Genomic DNA, 17,033 nt, shown 5'->3' with positions numbered 1-17,033 from the left:
ACGCACCCGGCCCCGATCCTCCAACTCCCGCCCCCGGCCGCCGCCGAGGGCGCGGCCCAGCTGGCCGGGGTACGCGAGCGGCTGACCGAGACCCTCCGCCGCCCCCAGGGGCTCACCCCGCTGCCCGTGACCGGACCCGCCCCCGCCGGCTCCCCGGCCCGCAGGCACGCAGGCACGCAGGCACGCAGGCACGCAGGCACGCAGGCACGCGACGACCGTCGGCGAACTCGCCCGCTCCGGCGCCCTCGTCCTGCGCGCGGGCGGCACCGGTACGGCTCCGACGGGCGCGCCCGTCGCCGTCCTCACCGACCACGACGTCCTCGTCGCCCAGCCGCCGTCCGGCACGCTCCCCGACGGCCCGCCCGAGGAGCCGGTGCTCCTCGCCGCCGACGACGTCGTCGTCCCCGTCCTGGGCGGCGGCACGGCGGTCCGGGTTGTCACCGCAGCCGACGCGGCCGGCGCCCTCGGCCGCAACCTCCAGCTCCTGCGCCCCGACCCGGCGGCCCTCGACCCCTGGTTCCTGGCGGGCTTCCTGCGCGCCACCGTCAACACCCGCCAGGCCAGCAGCTACGCCTCCACGGCGACCCGGCTCGACGTCCGCCGCCTCCAGCTGCCGCGCCTGTCCCTGGCCGAACAGCGCCGCTTCGGGGAGCAGTTCCGCGCCCTCGCCGCCTTCGAGGAGTCCCTGCGCCTCACGGCCCGCCTGGGCGAACAGCTGGTACAGGGCCTCCACGACGGCCTGGCGGACGGCACGATCGCACCCTGAGGAACGGCGAAGGCCTTCTGGTCCTTCCGGACTAGAAGGCCTTCGCGCATCGTTCGCCCGGCGCGGGCGGCCTACAACCAGTCGCAGCGCGCCGCCTTGAGACCCGCCTCGAACCGGCTCGTGGCGTTGAGCCGCTCCATCAGCCCGGCCATCTGGCGGCGCAGGGTCCGGACCGAGATGCCCAGCCGCTTGCCCGCGCCCTCGTCCGTCAGCCCCGAAGCGAGCAGCCGCAGCAGCTCGCGGTCGCTGCTGCTGATGCCGTCCTCCGACGGCTGCCGGTAGTCGGCGCCGAGCGGCACCGCCGTCTCCCAGGTCTGCTCGAACAGGGACAAGAGCGAGGCGACGATCCCGGGCGACGACGTGCACAGCGCCCCGAGCTTCGAGTTCTCGGGGTCGATCGGGACGAGCGCGGTCCTGTGGTTGAAGACCACCATGCGCGGCGGCAGCACGGGGCTCGTGCGCACCAGGCCGCCCAGCTCCGCCGTCCACTGTGCGTACGCCAGCGTCGGCCCGTCCTTGCGGGCGCTGTCCTGGTACACCGCCCGGATGTGCACGCCGCGCCGCAGCGCCGCCTCGTCCAGCGGACGCGACGCGTCCAGGCTTCGCTGCGACTGAGCGCCGCCCGGCATGATCGACATGAGTTCGTCGGAGAGGCCGCGCGTGAGGGCCTCCAGCCAGGTCTGGATCGCGTCGAGACCCACGAGCCGCTCGGACTGCTCCGTCTCCGTGTTGGGCCGCAGGCGCGCGTACGCCGCGACCGCCCTCGCCACCGCGGCCTTGCAGCGCGCGAGCTCCTCCTGCCGGCGGGCCAGTTCCTCCTCCTGCCGCCGGATCATCACCTCCAGGCCCACGTCGGGCGAGACCACCCGCAGGCCCTTCCCCGCGTCCTGTGACGGTGCCAATAGGTCGAGGTCGACCAGCTGATCGAGGGCGTCCCTGACGCGGGCCTCCGTCATGCCGAGATGTGCGGCCAGTTCCTCCACGCCGCCCGCCGGAGACACCAGCATCTCCTGGTAGACGGATTCCTCGTCGATGCCGAGCCCCCATGCTCCGAGCACTTCACCCCCCTGGGTTTCATCAAGCCTGACCGGCCGAAAGTACCTGATGACGGGCGGATGAAGATCAGCCAGATGGGTCGCGTTGGCAGCAAGCTGCCCGGCAGCTTGGCGACAGTCGTCATCCCTTCCGGGGGCTGCCGACGGGCGGCAGAGTGGTGATCACGAGGACGGCGGCGGGAAAACCCGTTCCCCGCCGGGCAGGAAGGGTTTCGTCCCCCGATCCGCGCAGTTCCCCTCCGTACCGCTCCGCACCGTCGACCGAAGGAATGTCATGTCGCGCGTCTCCGCACTTCTCGCCGCCGCCGACCTCGCCGCCCTGCTCTCCGCCGGAGCGGCCGTCACCACGGTCCAGGCCGCCGACGCTCCCGGTGCGATCAGCTGGGAGTCTGCCCAGGCCGGTGACGGTTCGGGGGCGATCAGCTGAGACTCGGCTGAGGTGTCCGCACCCGCCGCCCAGCAGAACGCCATCAGCTGGGACTGGCCTGCCGTGCGCGTCATCCTGACCTCCCTGACGGCACCGTCGGGAGCCCCTCGCCAGGAAACCCTCGCAGTCTTCACCGATCTCCTCTGGGCCCACGCCGTACCGCCGACGGGCTGGAGCACGTGAAGGCCCGCTTCATCCACGACGGCCTCGACCTCTACTTCTTCGTACGCGCCGCCGACGACATCGCCCTGCCGCGCATGCGCTGCCTTCTCGACCGGGTGTCCCACGCCATCGCAGCGCAGGGCCGCGCGCGCTCCGGCGCCCGCTGAACCTCCCGGGGCCCTCGACCCCGACCGCCCGCCCGCCTCCCGGGCCAGGCCCTTCCTCTTCCCCGCACGTCCCCTGCTCAGGGCACCGCCATGTCGCCGTCAGGAGTACCTCCGTGTCTCGTGCCGTCATGCCCCGTCCGATCCGCGCCGGCCTCGCCTCGACCCCCGTCCACGCCTCCGAGTTCACCGAGATGGCGGCGCTCGCCAAGAGCCAGACGGGCAACGGCCCCTGCGCCGGCGGCGGCTACCACAACGGTCTGAACCAGAACAACAGCTGCAACGGCTACGGCGGCAGCGCCCACGCCTGGTGCGCCGACTTCGTCGGCTGGGTCTGGTCGAATACAACAACGGCCAGCAGACGGACGGCACCAACGTGACCGCCCTGTGGACGCTGACCTCCACCGGCACGGACTTCACCAACCCGTCGAAGAAGTGGGACAACGTCTCCACGGCCACGGCCACGGGCTCCTGGAACTGGGACCGCTCCAAGGTCACCACCGGCGACTTCACCGGCGACGGCAAGGCCGACGTCGGCATCCTCTACGACAACGGCCAGACCGAGGACAGCCGCAACGTGTCGGCGCTGTGGACCTTCACCTCCACAGGCAGCGACTTCACCAACCCGTCGAGGAAGTGGGACTCGGGCACCGGCAGCTGGAACGCCGACGCCAGCAAGCCGGCCGCGGGCGACTTCAACGGGACGGCAAGACCGACATCGGCATGCTGTACGGCTACGGCGTCCAGGACGACGGCAGCAACCGCACGGGCCTGTGGAAGTTCACCTCCACCGGCGCCGACTTCGCCAACCCGGCCATGACCTGGGACAGCGCCAGCTCCGGCAGCTGGAACTGAATCGCCAGCGACCTCGCCTGAGTCTCCTCCCCCAGGCCCGCCCCTCGCCCCGCTCCCACCAGAACCCGCACCCACCAGAACCCGCCCACAGGACCCATAGGACACACGATGAGACTCACCCGCATCCCGACCGCGCTCCTCGCCGGTGGCATGACCCTCCTCGGTCTGGCCGCCCCGGGGGCCCAGGCCGCCACCACGACGGCCGTGACCTCCCCCATGACCATCATGTCGTGGAACATCTGCGGCGAGGCCGGCGGCAGCAGGGGCTCCGAAGGCTTCTGCCCCTCCCGGCTGACGACGGCGGACAACGAGGCCAAGGTCCAGGAGATCGTCGAGCTGCTCCAAGAGCAGCGGGCCGACGCGATCGTGATGCAGGAGGTGTGCGGCGCCCCGGACGGCGTCCCGGCGGTCGTCGACGGCGTCACGCAGGTGGAGGGGTACCACCAGCGGCGGCTGAAGGAGATCCTCGGCCCGGCGGGCTGGAGCTTCGACTTCGCCCCCGTCCGGCGCTGGGACGACGACTCGGTGAACTCCGCCGTCTACGGCAGCCCCTGCCGCGGCGTCCTCCAGGGCGGCAGGCTCGGCAACCTGATCGCGGTCAAGGGCGGGATCAGCGCGCGGGACCACGTGAACGCGGTGCCGAATTCGGCGTCCGTCAGTGATTACCGCTCGCTGCCCGTGCAGTGCGTCGCCGTGACCGGCAGGTCCACGGCCGTCTGCAACACACACATCATCCCCGGCTCCACCGATCCCCGGATCGCGCAGCAGATCACGAACGTGAAGGACTTCGTGGACGGCTTCACCACGCGGCACGGCCTGGGGCGGAGCGCGGTCGGCGGCGACTTCAACCGCGAGGCGGACAACGCACTGATGGCGCCGCTGACCGGGGCGTACGAGCACTGTGTCACCGGCACCACCCACCACGGCTGGACGGGCACGAGCCACACCTGGCACGAGTTCGACCACGTCTTCGTGAGCGCGCCGGGGACGAGCCGGGCCATCGCCTCCTGCGACATCGACGAGGACCGCATGGACACAACCGCGAACGTCGAGGGCGTGACGCCCAACGGCTTCTCGGACCACGCCCCCGTCGTCGTCCGCGCCGGGGACCAGCCCGCCCCCGTCCACGTCCCCGGGGACCTGCGCGGCTCCGGCGGCACGCCGGACCTGGTCGCCGTCGACACTACGGGCGCCCTCTACGTCTATCCGGGCGACGGCCGGGGCGGGGTCACCTCGCGCCACCAGCTCGGCAACGGCGGCTGGCTCGGCGCCTCGGTCAGCCACCGGGGCGACTGGACCGGCGACGGCCATGAGGACCTCGTCGCCCGGATCGGCACCCAGTTGCGCGTGTACCCCGGCGGCATGGACGGACGGCTGAGGCCCCCGGCCGTCCTGGGGACGGTGGCGGCCGACGCACAGGTGGTCAGCGCCGGCGACATGACCGGCGACGGCCGTACCGACCTGGTCGTCGCGGCGGAAAACAAGCTGTGGCTGTACGAGAACGACCTGGCCGCGACCGGAGCCCCCGCCGTGAAGGCCGCCCGTGAGATCGGCAACGGCGGCTGGGACCCGATGACCCTCACCGCCCCCGGCGACGTCACCCGCGACAACCTCCCCGACCTCCTCGCGCGGGACACCCGGGACGGCGTCCTGTACCTCTACCGCGGCCGCGCCGACGGCACGTTCGGCAGCCGCACCACCTACGGCACCAACTACACGACCGCCAACCGTCCGCTGATCGCGGGCGGCGCCGACGCCGACCGCGACGGCACCGCCGACATGTGGACGACCACCGCCGACGGCACCGGCACCCTGCGGTTCTACGAGGGCGGGACGTCCGGTACTACCCCGGTCGACGGCCCGAGCACGGTGGTGGGCGCCAGCGGCTGGAACACCATCACCACCATGAGCTGATCCGGAGTTTCCGCCTCCACCCGTCCTTCGGCCTCACCGTCCGGCAACGGTTCCGTACATCGGGGAACCGTTGCCGGACACAGGTGCATGCGCTCGTCTCCGCACCCGACCCGTCCGAGTCCGTCCGAGCAGGAGCGCCCACGCACGGCCCGCCGCAGCCGCCTTCCTCACCGCAGGGCGCGCCGCCCGCCGCGATCAGGAGGCCGCCGTCGCCCATGCACTTGCTGATCGTTTCAGAATGAGTTCGGTGTGAGGGCTTGGCGGGCGGGTCCGGTGGCGGCAGAGTGGTGCGAGTGTCGGATGATCTTGTGCCTGATGACCTGTGGGAACGCATCGCCCCGCTGCTGCCGCCCCGGCCGCCGCGGCGTCATCGGTATCCCGGGCGCCTGCCGGCGGACGACCAGGCGGCCCTGCGGGGCATCGTTTACGTGCTGCGCAAGAACGTGAGCTGGAGAGACGTGCCCGCTGAGCGGACTGGCTGCAGTGGAGTGACCGCCTGGCGGCGCCTGCGGGACTGGACCGAGGCCAGCCTCTGGCCCCGCCTGCACGAGGTCCTCCTGGCCGAGCTGCGCAAGGCCGGTCTGCTGGACATGGACGACTGCGCGATCGACGGCTCGCACGTCCGGGCCCTGAAAGGGGGGCTCACACCGGACCTTCGCCGGTCGACCGCGCGCGGCCGGGCAACAAGCACCACCTGATCGTCGACCGACACGGCACACCCCTCCCCGTCTCGCTGACCGGCGGAAACAGGCACGACGTCACCCAGCTGACGCCGCTGCTGGACGCGGTCCCCCGCATCCGAGGGGGCCGCGGGCGGCCTCGGCACCGGCCGGGCCGGTTGTTCGCCGACCGCGGCTACGACTACGACTACGACTACGACAAGTACCGGCGCATCCTCCCGGCCCGTGGCATCACACCCAAGATCGCCCGTCGAGGTGTCCCGCACGGCTCGGGGCTGGGCATGACCCGCTAGGTCGTGGAACGGACCTTCGCCTGGCTCCACCCGTTCAAACGACTGCGGATCCGCTACGAGATACGTGCAGATCTCCACCTCGGCCTGCTCCAACTCGCCTGCAGCATCATCTGCCTGAGACGACTCCGAACCTCATTCTGAAACGATCAGTAACGACCTCGTGCACGAGAGGAGCCGTCGCTGCATCTGTGCAGGTCAACGATGCGGGCTCCGCGGAGACGCAAAGCGCTGACCTGCAGCGATGCCTACCATGCACGAGGTCGTTACCCTTCGCTTTCCTCGCCCTCCACTCAAGCCGGACGGGTCGCTGCCAGGACGCCTATCTTGTCGATGCGGTGTTCCGGGTTGCCCTGGGCGTCCCGCCAGAAGTTGCCCGCCGCGTTGTCCTCCGGCGTCGCGCAGGTGGAGAGAGTGATCATGGCTCGGGTGGGCTTCTCGCCCGGCTCACCCGGCACCGCGGCGCGCTGCTCGGCGAGGGAGTGGGCGGAGCGGAAGGACGTCTCCCGCGTCTCGGTGATCTTGTACTCGTAGACAGTGTCACCGAAGGTGACGAAGACCTTGTCGCCCGCGTCGACCGCGGGCAGGTCGCGCAGGGGCCCGCCGGCGGAGAGCCGGTGGGCGGTCACCAGATAGTTGCCCGTCTCTCCCGGACCGACGCCGCCGCGGCTTCCGTAGGGGCTGGCGGCCACGCCGCGATCCTGTATGCGGGTGCCCGCCGGGTCGTCGGTCGTCCCTTCGTAGGGCACTACGGTGAGCTTCTCGACTCCTATCGAGGGTATGGCCATCACCGCGGCACGGGACCGCTTGCCGGGGTCGGGCTCGGGGGCCTGCTGCGAGGGCACCGGGGGCACCGCCGGTGACGTGGACACGGCGCCCACGGGCGCCGTGTCGGCCGTACCGGATGCGGCGGGCGGGCCGGATGCGGTGGACGAGGTGGCCGTACGGGGCGTGGTGGCCGCACCGCCTGCGCCGTCCGCCGCCGAGCAGCCGACAAGCACGGCTGTGACAGTCGCGGCAAGGACGCAACAGGCGCCTCGGAGTCTCTGCATGGCCTTCCGAAGGGATAGCTCGACGGTCGTCAGCCGCCAGAACACCGGAAAACGAGGACGTATTCCCGAACGAAAGGGGTGTATCGGCGAGAAGTGGAGGGCTGCTCGGCCCCGAAACGTCAGCCGAACCGCCTTGACCACAGCTCATTCTTTAGCGACTTCGAGCACTCCCCGCAGACACTCAGCCATCACTCAGAGTGACTACTGCATGGAACCTGAGCCAGACCGTCGTTCCTCCGTCGTAGCGGATCGACGCGGCCGCCTTGCCCTTGGCTACGGTGTCGTAGGTGTTCTTGGTGAGCTGATGAGCGTTGTCCTTGACGTCTTCCCAGGTGCCGACCCGGCGGCCCAGAATGTCGTACTCGCGGAGGAGCGTTCTGGTCGTGCCGTCCACGGTGGCCGTGGTGGTCAGGACCTGGTCCGCATCGTTGTAGGTGCTGGTGCTCTTGCCCTTGTCGGGGTCGGTGGGCTCGACGAGCCTGCCGCGCAGGTCGTAGGTGTAGGTCCACTTGGCGCGGTCAGGGCCGGTCATCGCCTCGACCTGGCCGCCGGGCGTGTAGGTGTACTTCGTGGCGGTGCAGTCGTCTCCCGTCGGGGTGATCCGATACCGGCGCACCCGGTCCGGATGGTCGGCCGCGTTGCCGTACACGTGCGCGAGGCAATCGCACGACGCGGCGGGCGAGTTGCGGTCAACATGCCCGGGCACGTACGACAAAGACAACAGGGCCTCCGGGACCACTCGGAAGGGGATCGCACCCCCGAGCCAGCTGGAGGCCCTGCTTCCGCGCGCGGAAACCGCCGCAGTCACCCGATCGAGACTCCCGTTCGACCGACAGCCTTCGAGATCGGTACGGGCAACAACCACTTACGTGTCGGGATGCTGCGGCAGGGCGAGCCAGTCCGACCAGGAGATCTCACGGCCGAGGAAGCGCGGCTGCTCGAACGGCCAGTCGGCGGCGATCCACCGCGGCACCAGCTCGTCGAGGGCCTGCTCGACCTTGCCGCCCACCAACTCGTCCACCACCCACCAGGAGATCTCGCCGTCCGCGCCGGCCCTCTCCGGCGGGTCGATGTAGACACAGCCGAGCAGAACTGTCTCCGCCGCGTCGAACAACGCGTAGTTGAAAGACTGGTGCGCGGCGATCTCCTTCTCGTGCCGCAACAGGTCGGCCTGGTCGGCCTCGTAGGTCATGGTGTCCGCGGGCCAGCCCCAGGCCGGGCCGAAAATGGTCCACAGCCGCTCGCGCGAACCCATCACGGCCGGATAGTCGAGCGGGGTGTCCGCCTCCCGGATCGGCCGCAGGTGATGGCCACCGCCCGGCAGCGGTACCAGGACGGGGTGGACGAAGTCATCGGGAAGCCAGCTCATGGCGCCCGACCGTAGCAGCGCGCGGCCGTCCGCTCCCCCGGATTATCCCCGCATACCGCCAGGCTCTGCTCCCATCCCGGGCAAGGCCCGCGATCACCCGATCGACACTCCCGTTCGACCGACAAACTCCATGATCGATATGGCAACGGCTCTGACACCAGCCCGAGGGGCTGCGGGTGCCGTGTGCGGTTCAGATGCCTGTTGCTGCCCCGGGTCGGCAGCAACGCACTGGAGTGTGTGCAGGCCCTGGGCTCCTCTCTCTTGGGCCACGTGGCGGCTGGGTGGGCTCTGTGACCGTTTCGAGGCCGAAACACGACGGGCCACCATCAACCAGCCCTACGCTCATATACCCCCAACCACCCATAGTCCCTTGGAGGATCGTTGGCCTCGCCGCCGCCCCCACCCCCACCCCCGCTCCCGCCATCGCCATCGCCGCTACAGCGAGTGCGGATCTGGTACTCCGGCTTGGGCCAGGGGAGCAGGATCTCGTTCTGGGGTGTCGCCATCACCGGTGTGCTCGGCGTCATCGGCATCATCGTGCCGGTCGTGACCAGTGCCGAGGGAAAGCCGGATGCAGAATCTCCCTCTGTGCCGTCCACGGCTGCGCCGGACAACGAAGGTACGCCCACCGCCACCAGTAAAGCCCCTGCACCAAGCAAGCCCCCTTTGCAGAAGCAGCAGGCAGCGTACAAGGAGGTGTACTCCGGGCGCCTTCTCAAGCTCCGCACACCGCGATCCAACGAATGCTGGAACTCGTTCATCGACTTTGACAAAGGGCAAGTGGGGTCCAACCGCAGCCGTGTGTCTGTCCCCAAGGAGGCCGACCTCTCTCTGAACAGGTGTGCTGGTTTCGGCCTTGGAGTTCAAGTAGCCGCTGCAGGTGCATCAAGTACTTCTGCCCCCTCAGCAGAGCAGTGTCTCGAGGCGGCCAGGCAGGGCGGGATCCAAACTGTCGAAGGCTACGACCTGCTCAGAGATGAAGATCCGATCAAGCGCGGCACCGTGCTGTGCCTGGAGACCTCAGAGGGCACGGTCGTTCAAGCTGTCGCCGAGGAAGTGCGCTGGACGAAGCTGAACGACCTCCCGGTCGAATGGGGTGTCGACTACACATTCAACGCGACCGCCTGGGAGCTGTAGAGCGAGATGGGGAGGTTCCTGACGCCGCGTGGGCGGTGATCGCGCGGTTGCTGCCGCCCGCAGGTAGGGCTCGTGGCCGGTGTCAGAATCATCACCGCCAGGTCCTTGTGGGCATCGCGTTCAAGTTCCGTACCGACCTGCCCTGGCACGGTGCTGGGCGCATGTCCTGTATCGGTGCGGAGAGGCGGTCCGGCGACTTCGCGAAAGATCGCTTCGGCGAGAACGCCACGGCCGAAGGCGGCGTAACGGTGCACATGGGCCTTGGCCGGCCCGGGCTACTTCCTCGTCCAGCGAGGCGTTGGACGAGATCCTGGCCGTGGCCCTCAGCGCCGTACGCGAGGATGAACGACCGGGTACGTGCAGTGCCCGGACGACTCCTGATCCAGGCCTTGTGCGCGGCCCCGGACTCTGCGGAGTCTGAGGCCTCGCCGGTTCTATAGCCCGGGTCCTGCTGACCTCTGCGGGTCACCGCGCATCTCGCGCCGGGACGCGACGGGGTGGCTTTACGAGCTGGTGCGTGATTGCGGTTGATACGCACGGTCCTGAGCTGGTGGTTTGTCAGGCGGTGGTGGTGCGGTCGGAGACGGGGCCGGCGATGGCCCGGTAGGCGTCGGGCAGGGCATCTCGCCGGTGTCCAGCGGGGCAGCTGCTTCCAGCGTTTGTGGTCGGCGAGCGCGTGCTCGACGGTGATGCGCTTCGATGAGTGTCTGTGCCGGGCCTCTTCTCTGGCGGCGTGCACCTACGGGAAGGCGACCTTGTTCGGCTTTCTGGGTGGCGTGATCGCCTTACCGGGGTGGTCGCGTCTGAGGCCGAGGCAGCCGTCATCCAGCAGCACTTCCACGCCTGGGAAGTGCTGGAAGCAGACGGCGATGCCTTCGTTGCGTGCGGCGGTCGCATCGCGCATCCGCCCCGGCCGCAGGGCATCGGTCCAGAGCGTGCGGCCCTGACGGTCGGCGATCACGGTGGCCTTCATGGTGTTCTGCTTCTTCTTGCCCGAGACGAACGCCCGGCATCCGCCGCGGCCGGCTGCGGGACGCCGGACCTGGACCTCGGTGGCGTCCAGCCACAGCTCGACACCCTCGGCGTGGGCATAGGCGAACACGTCTGCCAGGGTTCGCAGCCGCAGGCCAGGACGGTCGGGGACCGCGCATCCCCGCTCGGCCAGGAGCCTGCGTATCTCTCCGATGTCCCGGGTGACGGTGGAGCGGTCGACACCGAACAGCAAGGCGAAGACAGAGTGCGGGAGATCGTGCCGCAGATGGATCAGCGTGGCGACCAGCCGGTCGACGAACACAAGCCGATGCCGGGCACCTGCCCCCCGCCTCGCGTTTCCTGGCCCCGCCACGTGCTTCGTGACGGCGCCCCTCGACAGCGGCCTGCCACGGGCCGGCCAACTCCTCGACCAAGCCGGCTGACGAGCTCGTGCACGGTAAGCGGTGAGACGTCGAGGGCTTCGGTTGCACCGGTGCTCACCCCTGTCATCGAGGTTCCAGGTCCGCGGTCTGCTGGTGGGAGAGCAGGCCGGCGACGGCCTGGACCATGTCGCTCATGTGCTCGCGGCGGCCAAGGCGGCGGGCCGGTGCTCGCCAGTTCTTCAGGTGGGCGATGCCGTGCTCGACCCGGATACGACGGGAGGAGTGGGCCTCGCACTGCCGCTCGTACATCTCCTCGTACCAGTCCGGGGCGTTCTTCTTGAACTTGCGGTGCGGTGGTGTCACCACTCGTCCGCCGGCCTGCGCTCCGAGTCCTTGGTAGCCGGCGTCGGCAAGGATCTCGACTGCTGGACCGTCGGCCAGAAGCTTGACCAGCCCTGACTCGCGGGCGTGGGTGATGTCCGCGCAGCTTCCGGGTTGGGTCGGACTGCACCACAGCATGCGTCCCTCGCCGTCCGTGATCACCATGGACTTCACGGCGTTCTGCTTGTTCTTGCCGGAGATGAAGCGATCCCGATCCTTGCGGCCGATGGCCGGGCGGCGGACCCGGATCTCGGTGCCGTCGATGATGCCGGTCCGCCCACTGGCGCCGAGATGGTCCACAACCTCCGCGGGGGTTCGCAGCCGGACGCCGGGACTGATCGTGCACCCCCGCTCGGCGAGCAGGGGTGCACCTCGCCGATGGCCCGGGTGATGGTGGAACGGTCCACGCCGAACCAGCAGGCCGGCACGTCATGAGTAACCCCATGGCGAAGGTGCACGAGCGTGGCCAGGAGCCGGTCGACGAACACCAGCCGGTGCTTCGCGCCGGCACCCACGGCACGCTTCCGCGGCCGAGAGGCCAGCTTGGCCTGGTGCCGTTCATGCCACAACAGGCCTACCAAGGCGACGAGTTCAGCGATCACACCGGCCGACAGCCCCGTGATCCGGCGATCGCCGACGATCACCGCACGAGTCACAGTCCCCCCGGCCATGGTCGACCATCCGGGACTCGACGTCTCACCGCTAACCGTGCACGAGCTCGTTAGGGGGCGAAACTTTAGGACGCCATGTCACGCAGGTCAGGGCGGTTCCTGGGTAGTCCGAAGCCCGCCATCTGCTTCTCCTCGTAGGACAGGAAGCCAAGGCTTCGGTAGAACGCGTGGTTACGCCTGCCTTCCGGTGACGACTCGTGGTCTGTGGAGAGCAGGAAGAAGCGGCAGTGCGAGTAGCGTCGCATGAGGTGCTCGACCAAGGCCCGGCCGACGCCCTGCCGGTGATGCGCCGGGTTGACCACGACGTCCTGGACATAGCAGATGTGTTCGTCGTCGGAGACGGTCCGGGCCAGTCCGAGGAGCGTTCCCGAACCGTCTCGTGCGGTGATGACCAGGTGAGAGTTCCGCAGGCCGCGGCAGAGCTTGTCGACGTCGGCGGTGTAGCCTTCCCAGCCGACTGAGTCGTAGAGGCTCAGCATCTCATCAGGATCGAAAACACTCTCCTCCGTGATGAACACGCCAAACCCCCTGCGGCCCTGCCGCTCCTCGATGTCGATTTCTCACCGCATCTGACCTCATGCTCTCCAGCGACGTCAAGATCGACAGCGATCGGCCTGGACGGCCTCTTCGGCTCGCACTCGGGTGCCGCCCAGGCAAGAACCTCAGCGCCTCCCAAACTCGTCAACACCACCCATCCCTGGATCCGGGCGCCTCCCGAACCCGTCGACAAGCGATTTCACTACTGGGTTCTGGCACAGATCTTGGGGAGCCGTCGCAGGGCGTCACCTTGGTGTTCGATTGTGAGGGGGCGGGGACCCGTGAGCCCGCGTACGCCTACCCACCCGGCAGCCGTAAATGACGCTCCGTCAAGTCCTTGGTCGTCCCTGCCGCGGTCGGTCCTAGACGGTGATGGTGCTGGTCATGCAGACCTATGCACCGTTCTGGGACTCGCTGGTGTTCGGCGGAATCGACGATGTGGATGTCGAGGCGGTTACGGCCGCGTTCGGCACGGTCGAGGTGGTGGCGAGAGGCCGCGCGGCCGGGGCTGCATGTCCGGACTGCGGACGGTTCTCGGGACGGGTCCACGACCGTTACCAGCGCAGGCTGAAGGACCTTCCGCTCGCTGAACAGGGCTTCGTGATCCGGCTGACGGTCCGGCGCTTCATCTGCGGAGCGGCGGACTGCCCGCGCCGGACGTTCGCCGAGCCGTTCTCGCGGCTGGCCGCCCCGCACGCACGGTTCACCACGCGGCTCAACCGCGCCCTGGAGCGGGTGGGGCTCGCGCTGGCTGGGCGGGCCGGCGCCCGGCTTGCTGCCCAGCTGGGCTTCGACGCGGGCCGGATGACCGTGTTACGCAGGGTCATGGCATTGCCCGATCCATCGTTCAGCACGCCGCGAGTGCTGGGTGTGGACGACTTCGCGATCCGTCGCGGCCAGACCTACTCCACCGTCTTGACCAGCGTCGAAGACCATCGCGTGGTCGATGTGCTCCCGACACGTGAAGCCGGACCACTGGCCGCCTGGCTGGTCCGCCACCCCGGCGTGGAGATCATCTGCCGGGACCGGGCGGGCGCCTACGCCGAAGGTGCCCGGCGCGGTGCCCCCGACGCTCTGCAGGTCGCCGACCGGCTCCACCTGTGGCAGGGCCTCGGCCGAGCCGTGGAGACCTGCGTCGCCGCCCACCGCGATTGCCTGCGCAACCCGTCGCCCAGCAGCATGCTGCCGCAGGCCACCCGACTGGCTTCCAGTCGGCCGCAGGACGACTCGGCGCCCGTCGGCCGGCGGGCCGAGCGAAAGAAGGCAGCACATGCCCTGGTCCATGAGCTGCTTACCCAAGGGCACTCACGCCGGGCGATTGCCCGGCACCTGGGCTGGGGCCTCAACACCGTGCTCAGATACGCGAACGCCGCACGCTGGCAGGACACCATCCGCGAAAACCGGCCCCGACCCAGCAGGCTGGACACCTACAAGCCCTACCTGGAGCGACGCTTCGCCGAGGGATGCACCAGCGTCACCCGACTACACAGCGAGCTGCTTGCCGAGCACGCTCCCGTCACTTACGGCATGGTCCGCGCACACATCGCCACCTTGCGCGGCGCTCCGCCCGAGGCGCCGCCCCGGCCGCCAACGGTGCGGCAGGTGACCGGCTGGCTCACCCGTCACCCCACGACCCTGACCGAAGAAGACCGGGCCGGCCTGAAGGATGTGCTGACCCGATGCCCCGAACTGGACACTGCCGCCAGACACGTCCGCGACTTCGGCGAGATACTCACCGACCGCCTCGGCTCCACACTTCCCACCTGGATCGACGCAGTCGACGCCAGCCAGCTACCGGGCCTCACCGGCTTCGCACTCCACCTGCTCCGAGACCTCGATGCCGTGACAGCCGGGCTCACTCTCAACTGGAGTTCCGGCAGCATCGAGGGCGCCGTCAACCGCATCAAGAAGATCAAGCGGCAGCTCTACGGCCGAGCCGGATTCGAACTACTCCGCAAGATGATCCTCCTCCAATAACACACCACAACTCTTCAAGATCTTTCACCCATGGAGCCGTATCGCGCAGGTCAGGGCGGTTCCTTGGCAGTCCGAAGCCTGGCATCTCCTTTTCCTCGTAGGACAGGAAGCCCAGGCTTCGATGGAACGCGTGGTTGAGGTTGCCCTCTGGTGACGACCCGTGGTCCGTGGACAGGAGGAAGAATCGGCAGTGGGAGTAGCGCCGCATCAAGTGATCGACCAGTGCCGAGCGGGTCATTGGCGGCTCACCGTACGGGTCACGCCGGCGACGATCGTCGTCGCCAGGATCCAGCCGGTGATGATCAGGGTGTACGACAACCACTGGTGCCAGCCGACAGGGGCGAATGCCGACTCCTGGCCAAAGCTGATGATCGGCAGGAGCAGGTCGAGGGTGTAGAAGACGGGGTTGAAGGCAGGCCCCTCGCCTGCCTTCACGGGGCTGGGGTGGTCCAGGCCGTAGGCGATCGACCCGACGGCCATGAGCGACAGCAACCAGACAGCCGCGCGCAACGGGCGGAAGCCGTAGCCGACGACGCCGTCCTGGAGGTACCCCCACAGTCGTCCGTACCAGGTGAGCGTGGTGCGCCGGCGGCGCTGCTTGGCAAGTTGGACGAGTCGGGCCGCGTCATCGTCACCGACGTGGCGGTAGGCCGCCGTCAACTGCTCATAGCCGAACGGCTCATAACGGTCGCCGTCCCGCTCCAGCATCGGAAGGCGCCTCTCGGCGGGCTCGTGTGGGGTGAGTACGGTGTAGGTGAGATTGCTGATCAACACCTGGTCCGGCAGCACCTTCGGTTCGACGTTCATGATCTCTATACGGGAACGCCGCAGATTCAGGGCACCCTCGATGCGATCGCCACCGAGCAGCCAGAGTTCGCCGATGACACAGCTGCTGGCCCGAAGTGCCGTGCCGCCCGGACGCGACAGGTGGGCGTCGAGCAGGTCGAAACGGCCTGATATACGCGAGCCACGGAGCTCGACCCCGCCCTGCGTACGTACGCGCCGCGCCCGCACATGGGCTCCCACGGTGAGGTTCTGTGCGTCCAGTGCGGTGCCACCGGGCTGGTTGAGTTCGGCGTCCTGAACGTTGATCCGCCCGGCGACAGAGGCGCCGGTGAGTCGTACCTGTCCGTTCGCGCGCATCTCCGGCGCCCACAGGTCGGCACCGATCACAGCCTGATTGAGCTGCAGCACCGGCTCGGAGTCGTCCGGCGCCGTGAACTCCGCCTCCTCCATGAACAACGCCCCGGAGATCTGCGCCCCGCCGAACCGCACCGGCCCCCGCGTACGGCAGCCTGTCATCCGCAGCACCCCCTCGACCCTTAAGGTCTCCGCAGTCAGGCCCGGCAGAACCGACTTGCTCAGATCGAGCTCGCGCAGCTGGGCACCGTACAGGTCGGGAACGTCGTCGAATTGGCAGTGGCTCAGCCGGATGGCGGCATCGATCGTGGCATGTTTCAGGTCCAGTACGCCGGTCATCCGCGCCCCCGTGATCTTGAGCGCGGCGATCTCTCCCTCCTCCTGCGGAGCCTTGATGAGCAGTGCCCGCAGCACTCTCGCCCGCACGGTCCGCTCAGCGCCCCAGGCGTTGGCGAGTGCCGGATCCTCGTCCTCGGCGGCGCGGAAGTCCACGGACTCGCCTCGCGGAAAGGCCCGCCATATACGCGCTTCCGCCGACGTCAGATCGTTGGTCTCGCTCACGCCGGGACTCTGACGTGTCGCGTTCGAGCTGTCACTTGCCGCACAGAGAACGCCATTCCGCTCGAATCCCCCGTCCCGCCCGGCCAGCGCCGAGCCCGGCCCCCAATTTATCAACTGCGAGTTCATCACGATCTTCACCACCTCTCGAGCAGCGTCGAGGACCTCGCCGCGTTCGTCCTCGATGCGTTCGTCCCCGACGCGGTCTCACGCGAACAGCCCCCTCGCAATCGAACATCGAGGTAACACTCCGCGACGGCTCCCCAAGATCTGTGCCAGAACCCACTACTGCTCGACAAAGCCGCCGAGGCTCGCCCCAGGGCATGCGTGGCGGCCCTGACCAAATGGAGTCGGACGGGTATGACCTGAAGAAACTGGGCGTCGACTTCACCGCACTCCGCGACCATGACCTGTCCACCGCCGGTCTCGATCAAGCGGCCTTGGGTCAGTGATTCTTAATGTGGCCTGTCAAGGTGGTGTCGTTTGCCGGCTGCGGGTGCCGACGTAGAGGGGCGAGTGAGCCCCGGATCGTGCCGGTCCTGT

Annotated in this window: 16 protein-coding genes and 3 pseudogenes; 10 read left to right on the top strand and 9 right to left on the bottom strand. The window is 68.9% G+C overall.

The window, feature by feature from the left end; genetic code table 11:
* Positions 1-373 precede the first annotated feature (373 nt).
* Positions 374-766, top strand: coding sequence for a restriction endonuclease subunit S domain-containing protein (locus OO54_RS47800; RefSeq protein ID WP_033210638.1), 393 nt, complete (start codon positions 374-376; stop codon positions 764-766).
* Between the two features lie 71 nt (positions 767-837).
* On the opposite strand, the gene OO54_RS34870 is transcribed toward OO54_RS47800, so the two are convergent.
* Complete coding sequence (locus tag OO54_RS34870; RefSeq protein WP_033210635.1) at positions 838-1,824, bottom strand: helix-turn-helix transcriptional regulator; 987 nt, start codon at positions 1,822-1,824, stop codon at positions 838-840.
* 271 nt (positions 1,825-2,095) lie between these two features.
* Between OO54_RS34870 and OO54_RS46095 the strand changes: the two genes are divergently transcribed.
* From OO54_RS46095 to OO54_RS44250, 7 genes and pseudogenes are all read left to right on the top strand, one after another.
* Positions 2,096-2,248, top strand: a complete 153-nt coding sequence (locus tag OO54_RS46095; RefSeq protein WP_157856558.1) for a hypothetical protein — start codon at positions 2,096-2,098, stop codon at positions 2,246-2,248.
* Positions 2,249-2,260: 12 nt separating this feature from the next.
* Positions 2,261-2,431 carry a hypothetical protein gene (locus OO54_RS47795; RefSeq protein ID WP_234439583.1) on the top strand — a complete coding sequence of 57 codons (171 nt, stop codon included), beginning with the start codon at positions 2,261-2,263 and terminating at the stop codon, positions 2,429-2,431.
* On the top strand, positions 2,428-2,577 hold the full coding sequence (locus OO54_RS47790; protein WP_234439582.1) for a hypothetical protein: 150 nt from the start codon (positions 2,428-2,430) through the stop codon (positions 2,575-2,577). Before OO54_RS47795 ends, OO54_RS47790 begins: the two co-directional genes overlap by 4 nt.
* 128 nt (positions 2,578-2,705) lie before the next feature.
* The gene (locus OO54_RS46090) at positions 2,706-2,954 is read left to right on the top strand and encodes a hypothetical protein (protein WP_033210633.1); all 249 of its coding nucleotides are present in this window, start codon (positions 2,706-2,708) and stop codon (positions 2,952-2,954) included.
* Positions 2,885-3,394, top strand: coding sequence for a hypothetical protein (locus OO54_RS41935; protein WP_234439581.1), 510 nt, complete (start codon positions 2,885-2,887; stop codon positions 3,392-3,394). The genes OO54_RS46090 and OO54_RS41935 overlap by 70 nt, the downstream gene beginning before the upstream one ends.
* A 143-nt stretch (positions 3,395-3,537) precedes the next feature.
* Complete coding sequence (locus tag OO54_RS47785; protein ID WP_234439580.1) at positions 3,538-5,343, top strand: FG-GAP-like repeat-containing protein; 1,806 nt, start codon at positions 3,538-3,540, stop codon at positions 5,341-5,343.
* A gap of 293 nt (positions 5,344-5,636) precedes the next feature.
* A pseudogene (locus OO54_RS44250) lies at positions 5,637-6,457 on the top strand (IS5 family transposase).
* A 149-nt stretch (positions 6,458-6,606) separates the two neighbouring features.
* On the opposite strand, the gene OO54_RS34840 reads toward OO54_RS44250, so the two are convergent.
* The 3 genes from OO54_RS34840 to OO54_RS34830 all read right to left on the bottom strand — a co-directional run bounded on the left by OO54_RS34840 (position 6,607) and on the right by OO54_RS34830 (position 8,734).
* Complete coding sequence (locus OO54_RS34840; protein WP_033210669.1) at positions 6,607-7,365, bottom strand: class E sortase; 759 nt, start codon at positions 7,363-7,365, stop codon at positions 6,607-6,609.
* A 181-nt stretch (positions 7,366-7,546) separates the two neighbouring features.
* Positions 7,547-8,014, bottom strand: a complete 468-nt coding sequence (locus OO54_RS34835) for a hypothetical protein (protein ID WP_033210630.1) — start codon at positions 8,012-8,014, stop codon at positions 7,547-7,549.
* A 216-nt stretch (positions 8,015-8,230) separates the two neighbouring features.
* Positions 8,231-8,734, bottom strand: a complete 504-nt coding sequence (locus tag OO54_RS34830) for a GNAT family N-acetyltransferase (RefSeq protein WP_033210628.1) — start codon at positions 8,732-8,734, stop codon at positions 8,231-8,233.
* A 444-nt stretch (positions 8,735-9,178) separates the two neighbouring features.
* Between OO54_RS34830 and OO54_RS46085 the strand changes: the two genes are divergently transcribed.
* Positions 9,179-9,871, top strand: coding sequence for a hypothetical protein (locus OO54_RS46085; protein WP_157856556.1), 693 nt, complete (start codon positions 9,179-9,181; stop codon positions 9,869-9,871).
* A gap of 558 nt (positions 9,872-10,429) precedes the next feature.
* On the opposite strand, the pseudogene OO54_RS41925 reads toward OO54_RS46085, so the two are convergent.
* The 4 genes and pseudogenes from OO54_RS41925 to OO54_RS34815 all read right to left on the bottom strand — a co-directional run bounded on the left by OO54_RS41925 (position 10,430) and on the right by OO54_RS34815 (position 12,796).
* Positions 10,430-11,334: pseudogene (locus tag OO54_RS41925) on the bottom strand (transposase).
* Positions 11,335-11,349: 15 nt separating this feature from the next.
* Entirely contained in the window at positions 11,350-11,907 is a 558-nt protein-coding gene (locus tag OO54_RS41920) for a transposase family protein (protein WP_234439579.1), read from the bottom strand.
* 128 nt (positions 11,908-12,035) lie between these two features.
* Positions 12,036-12,278 (bottom strand): annotated as a pseudogene (locus OO54_RS47780) (helix-turn-helix domain-containing protein); the annotation flags it as partial.
* 65 nt (positions 12,279-12,343) lie between these two features.
* Positions 12,344-12,796: a GNAT family N-acetyltransferase gene (locus tag OO54_RS34815; RefSeq protein ID WP_200146773.1), complete on the bottom strand. Its 453-nt coding sequence runs from the start codon at positions 12,794-12,796 to the stop codon at positions 12,344-12,346.
* Between the two features lie 403 nt (positions 12,797-13,199).
* Here OO54_RS34815 and OO54_RS34810 point away from each other — a divergent pair, with 403 nt between their 5' ends.
* Positions 13,200-14,792, top strand: a complete 1,593-nt coding sequence (locus OO54_RS34810; RefSeq protein ID WP_234439578.1) for an ISL3 family transposase — start codon at positions 13,200-13,202, stop codon at positions 14,790-14,792.
* Positions 14,793-15,026: 234 nt separating this feature from the next.
* Here OO54_RS34810 and OO54_RS34805 read toward each other — a convergent pair whose 3' ends face one another.
* Complete coding sequence (locus OO54_RS34805) at positions 15,027-16,493, bottom strand: hypothetical protein (protein ID WP_033210658.1); 1,467 nt, start codon at positions 16,491-16,493, stop codon at positions 15,027-15,029.
* Between the last annotated feature and the right edge of the window lie 540 nt (positions 16,494-17,033).

This window comes from Streptomyces wedmorensis, assembly GCF_000716445.1.
GTDB lineage: Bacteria > Actinomycetota > Actinomycetes > Streptomycetales > Streptomycetaceae > Streptomyces > Streptomyces wedmorensis.
The sequence above is the reverse complement of the archived record's forward strand: the minus strand, read 5'-3'. Positions and strand labels throughout refer to the sequence as shown.

Excerpts from the sequence above, each read along its gene's own strand:
- OO54_RS47785 (WP_234439580.1), top strand. The coding sequence starts at position 3,538 with ATGAGACTCACCCGCATCCCGACCGCGCTCCTCGCCGGTGGCATGACC.
- OO54_RS46090 (WP_033210633.1), top strand. The coding sequence starts at position 2,706 with ATGCCCCGTCCGATCCGCGCCGGCCTCGCCTCGACCCCCGTCCACGCC.
- OO54_RS34830 (WP_033210628.1), bottom strand. The coding sequence starts at position 8,734 with ATGAGCTGGCTTCCCGATGACTTCGTCCACCCCGTCCTGGTACCGCTG.
- OO54_RS34840 (WP_033210669.1), bottom strand. The coding sequence starts at position 7,365 with ATGCAGAGACTCCGAGGCGCCTGTTGCGTCCTTGCCGCGACTGTCACA.
- OO54_RS46095 (WP_157856558.1), top strand. The coding sequence starts at position 2,096 with ATGTCGCGCGTCTCCGCACTTCTCGCCGCCGCCGACCTCGCCGCCCTG.
- OO54_RS34810 (WP_234439578.1), top strand. The coding sequence starts at position 13,200 with ATGCAGACCTATGCACCGTTCTGGGACTCGCTGGTGTTCGGCGGAATC.